We start from the raw sequence: 4,647 nt of genomic DNA, 5'->3' as shown, positions 1-4,647 counted from the left end.
GTTTTTTCATTAATTCTACAAGGCCCCTGTGTGCATAATTGACAGCTTAAGCCTTGAAGACAGAACTTACATCTTATCTTCTCTTGTGGATCCCATCTTGAAAACACACTTGAAAGTCCATCAGTTTTTATTCTCTTTAGCATTTCCTCTACTGAATCGTGATAGCTTACACGTCCTTCCAATTTTTCCCTAATAGTTTCACTCATATATGTAACTTCCTTCCTATATTTCTCATTTGATATCTGCTAATAGTATTTACATATATTTTGAAATTATTCTTATTTTTTCATAAAAAAAGACCGCTACAAAACAACATTTGCAGCAAGCCTCTCCTATTTAAAGCACCAAATCTTGATCTAAATCATTAAAATTCACAAACTCACCAGGCTCCACATCCTGAGCCCCTATACTCTGCTCAAACCAAGTCACATCAATCCATTTACCCATTTTATATCTTTAAAACTTTCCACTTTTTACTCCTAACATGCTAATTTATATAAACAATATTTAAATTATTAATTTTATTTTTTACGATTGCACAAAGCACCATTTGGTTTTCCAATTTTATCAACATTTATATCATGTGTCTTACAATAATAATGGTAAAATTCATTTGCTAAACGTTCTTCATTAGTTCCCTTTTTTATTCTTGCAACATCTCTCAAAATCTGAGCCGCTTGGTAATCCTCAAGATATCTAACCAATCCACTACCCCAAAACATTCTATCAGAACTATTTTTATTGCAATGATATTTCCAAAACAACATTTTTTTAGCCTGTTTTGGTGAAAGCTCTATTCTATACTTTGGATGTGCAGAAACATACCCTTCTGCATAATCAGTTCCTCTAAAATACTCCTCTACCAAAAATACCGCAAAAATAAATCTATCTTTTTCATGCACTCCAGGCTCTCTTGTCGTTAAAACACATAAATTATCGCTAACATCAGTCTTTATCGGTTGAGGTTCTCCTCCATGATATCCAGCATAAGCTGTCCATTCTCTAAGCAACTGGCTTTCATAACAAACATAACCGCCATCTTCACAAGCTTCATCTAATTCTTTACGGGTCATTTCCCCTTTGTAGAATAAAAAGCAAGGGCATTCCTTTTGACGACACCACTTTCTATGTTCTTTAAATATATTATTGCGAATCAATTTCAAACTACATGCCCCTCTAAATCCTATTCTATCTTTATTTCTTCCCCCATCGCAGTAATTACATTTAAATGCAATATTTGAAGGTTTCACATTGTTACTTTTTCTAGTTATTTTTCTAGTTGCTTTTTTCTCTTTGGGAAGTACAGAATTTTCAAATGAATTTTTTGCTTGTTCCTCTTTAATTTTCTTTTCCTTATTTTTCTTATCTGTAATTACTATTAATTCATCTATATATTCCTTAAATTTATCGTCCTTTGCTTTCAAAAAATCTTTAAACGCATTTGGAAATGCAAACTTTTTTTCTCCTGCAGAAAAAGAAACCATTATATAACTTTGCTCTCCATTATCTTTTTTACTACATATTGTCCCCTCACCGAACGAATTATGTATAACTACTTGACCTATTTCATCCACTTTAATACCCCCTCTAGATCATAATTAAATACAGTATAACATATTTTCTAACTTAAATATTTAGTTATGGCAATTAAACTTATTTTATTTCTATATTTTATATATCTTCTACAGTTCTTCATATTACTATTATACACATCGATGAAGTATTATAATTCACTGTTATAGTATTTCAGTTACATTCCCATAATAAGTTAATGTTAGTTTATGCATAGCTCTTGTACAAGCAATATATAATAAATTTTTATCATATTCTGTTTTATATAAATTAGAATCTACAGTAGGTATTATTACTTCATCAAACTCCAGTCCTTTTGACATATGAATTGTAGAAATCGTAATTCCATCCTTAAATTCTAAACTATCGCTACACAATAAATTAACATCATATTTTTGACTTAATTTATTATATATTTCATTGGCATGCGTTGGTGTTTTACACATAATTCCTAAAGTAGAATAACTGCTTTTATTAAATTCGATTATTATATTTTCTATTTCTTTTAATTCATCTTGTAAGCTTTCACATTTAATAATATTAGGTTTTTCTCCATGCCTTTGTATTGGCTCTATATTCTGTTTCAATATATTTTGAGCAAATCTTATGATTTCATATGTTGATCTATAGCTTTTATTTAGTACAACAGCTTCACTATCTTCAAACATATCTAATAATAGTTTTATTGAATTGGAATTATAGGGATTAACACATTGTCCAAAATCACCTAATAATGTTTTTTTACATTTATACATATTTTTTAATACCATATACTGAATCGGAGTATAATCTTGCATTTCATCAACTACTAAATGTTTAATACTATTCCTCTTATTTATACCTTCAATGAATATCTTTAAATATATATATGGAAATACATCATTATATTCTAGTGTATTTTTAGACTTAAATTTAAATAGTTCTTCTTTATTTATATATCTAAAGAAATTCCTATATAAATCTAATGTATTTTTATATTTGCACATTCCTAAAAGCTTCTTTCTTATTTCGCCTTTGCTAGGTATTTTTTCACTTATTTTTTCAAGTTTTACCTTTTCTATAATATCTTCAGCTATTTTATTAAATCTTTCCATGATAGGTTTTTTATTATAAGCATTATATCTACTTCTTATAAACTCTTTTTCAATGCATATATCATCAAGTACAAGATTATCCTCATTAAAATTGTCGACATTTATATAATGAATATAATCATCTAATAGTGAAATAAATTCTAAAGATGATTTAAAATTTATTCTTTGGATTTTATCCTTATCATCTATTTCTAATAATTCATTAACCTGTTCTATAAATTTTTCAAAACCTAATTTATTGTCTAATTCCTCAGTTGCTATATCTTCAAGATCTAATTGTATAATAGGCTCTTCACCAAGCTCTGGTAAAACATTTGAAATATAATCAGCAAATACCTTATTCGGAGATATTATAGCTATATTTTCAGCAGACAAATTTTCTCTATATTTATATAAAAAATACGCTACTCGATGTAGTGCTATTGATGTTTTCCCTGAGCCTGCCACACCTTGAATTATCAAAGTATTATTTTTCTCATTTCTAATTATTCTATTCTGCTCTTTTTGTATAGTAGATACTATATTTTTCATTTTTTGATCTGATGTTTTAGAGAGTTCTCTTTGAAGTATTTCATCTCCTATACTAATATTGCTTTCAAGTACATATTCTATATTGCTTTTTGATATCTTAAATTGTCTTTTTAAAGTGATATCACCTTCTATCTTACCCATAGGAGCATCATAGCTTGCATTTCCTAGCTCAAAATCATAATACATACTTGATATTGGCGCTCTCCAGTCATAGATTATCATATCTCCCAATTTATCCATAAATGTACTTCTACCAATATATATTTTTTCAATGTCATCTTCTCCACGATACATAAAATCTATTCTCGCAAAATATGGATTATCTATTAACTTTTCAATTTTTGCCTTTCGTTCAGAAATGAAATCTCCTGAATTCACAATTTGATTTATAGACTTCTCATTTGAAAATATTTCCATCGAATCCATATCACTTCTATTTGATGATAGATATTTTTTAGATTCTTTAAACTCTTTTTCATAAAACTTAACTTTTTCATCTAATTCTTGTAAATGTTCATTTAATTTATCTATTGTTGCATCTAAATGTATCTTCTCTTCTGGAAATTTACTTAGCATTATAGTACCTCCTCTTAATTCTTAGATAGATTATTATTTTTATAATTCAATTTATCTATTTAATCTAGAAGTACATTTTACATCTATTGCTAGTAGTTTTCTCGACTTTCTTTGCTATGATTTTTATTCCTTTTAAATACTCTTATATTATATATAGTATAGACATATTCTTGATAATTAAAAAACTACTAAGTCATAAACTTAGTAGTTCCTTCTCCTATTTTTCAAAAACTGGTTGAGATGAGAGTAGTCAAACTTTATAAATATCTATATTTCCTGAAAATACATATTATTATAATTTTAAAAAAACTTCACTTATGAGTATTAAATACAAATTTTACGCATGTTTTCGCATGATTTCGCATGAATACGCATGGTTTACGCATGAATACGCATGTTTTCGCATAATTTTCTCTATTACACTTTTAATTTATAAGTTGTACCTTTACCAATTCCACAGGATATAATTAGACCTTTTGATAATAAAGATTTAAATAACTCTGTACTTTTTCCCTTAGTAAATCCTAATTTCTCTCTTGACAATTTGTTTGATATAAAACCATTTTCTTTTATAAACTCAATAATTTTTTCTTCATTTTGATTTATATCAATATTAATACTATTTTCAGCTAAAAAATCATGATTTATATAATAAACTTTCCCTTTACCATAACCTTCTGCTATTAAAAACTTATTTTCTTCTAAATCATGTAACATTTTCGTTATATCATATGGATGACTATTAGATATTGTTTGTAATCTAGAATTTGTAACTTTACCTTCTAAATGAGCTGTAACTAAAGCTAAAACCTTCTCTCTGTCATTTAATAAACTAAAATTCTTCCCATAAATATCTTTTAATTCTTCAAGACAA

General features: G+C 27.2%; 4 protein-coding genes. All 4 read right to left on the bottom strand.

Annotated features, from left to right (window positions below; genetic code table 11):
* Positions 1-206 (bottom strand): hypothetical protein (locus tag MR593_RS06860; protein ID WP_331474759.1); only part of this gene is annotated, 206 nt, incomplete at its 3' end.
* Between the two features lie 315 nt (positions 207-521).
* Positions 522-1,574, bottom strand: a complete 1,053-nt coding sequence (locus MR593_RS06855; RefSeq protein ID WP_290691204.1) for a hypothetical protein — start codon at positions 1,572-1,574, stop codon at positions 522-524.
* Positions 1,575-1,736: 162 nt separating this feature from the next.
* The gene (locus tag MR593_RS06850; RefSeq protein ID WP_290691201.1) at positions 1,737-3,773 is read right to left on the bottom strand and encodes a HelD family protein; all 2,037 of its coding nucleotides are present in this window, start codon (positions 3,771-3,773) and stop codon (positions 1,737-1,739) included.
* A gap of 417 nt (positions 3,774-4,190) precedes the next feature.
* On the bottom strand, positions 4,191-4,647 hold a 457-nt coding region (locus MR593_RS06845), incomplete at its 5' end, for a hypothetical protein (protein ID WP_331474758.1).

Source organism: Intestinibacter sp., assembly GCF_022780145.1.
Taxonomy (GTDB): domain Bacteria; phylum Bacillota; class Clostridia; order Peptostreptococcales; family Peptostreptococcaceae; genus Intestinibacter.
Note: the sequence above shows the minus strand (reverse complement) of the source record. Positions and strands in the feature narration are given on the sequence as shown.

Bases quoted from the DNA above. Each gene is read 5' to 3' on its own strand.
- MR593_RS06850 (WP_290691201.1), bottom strand. From the start codon at position 3,773: ATGCTAAGTAAATTTCCAGAAGAGAAGATACATTTAGATGCAACAATA.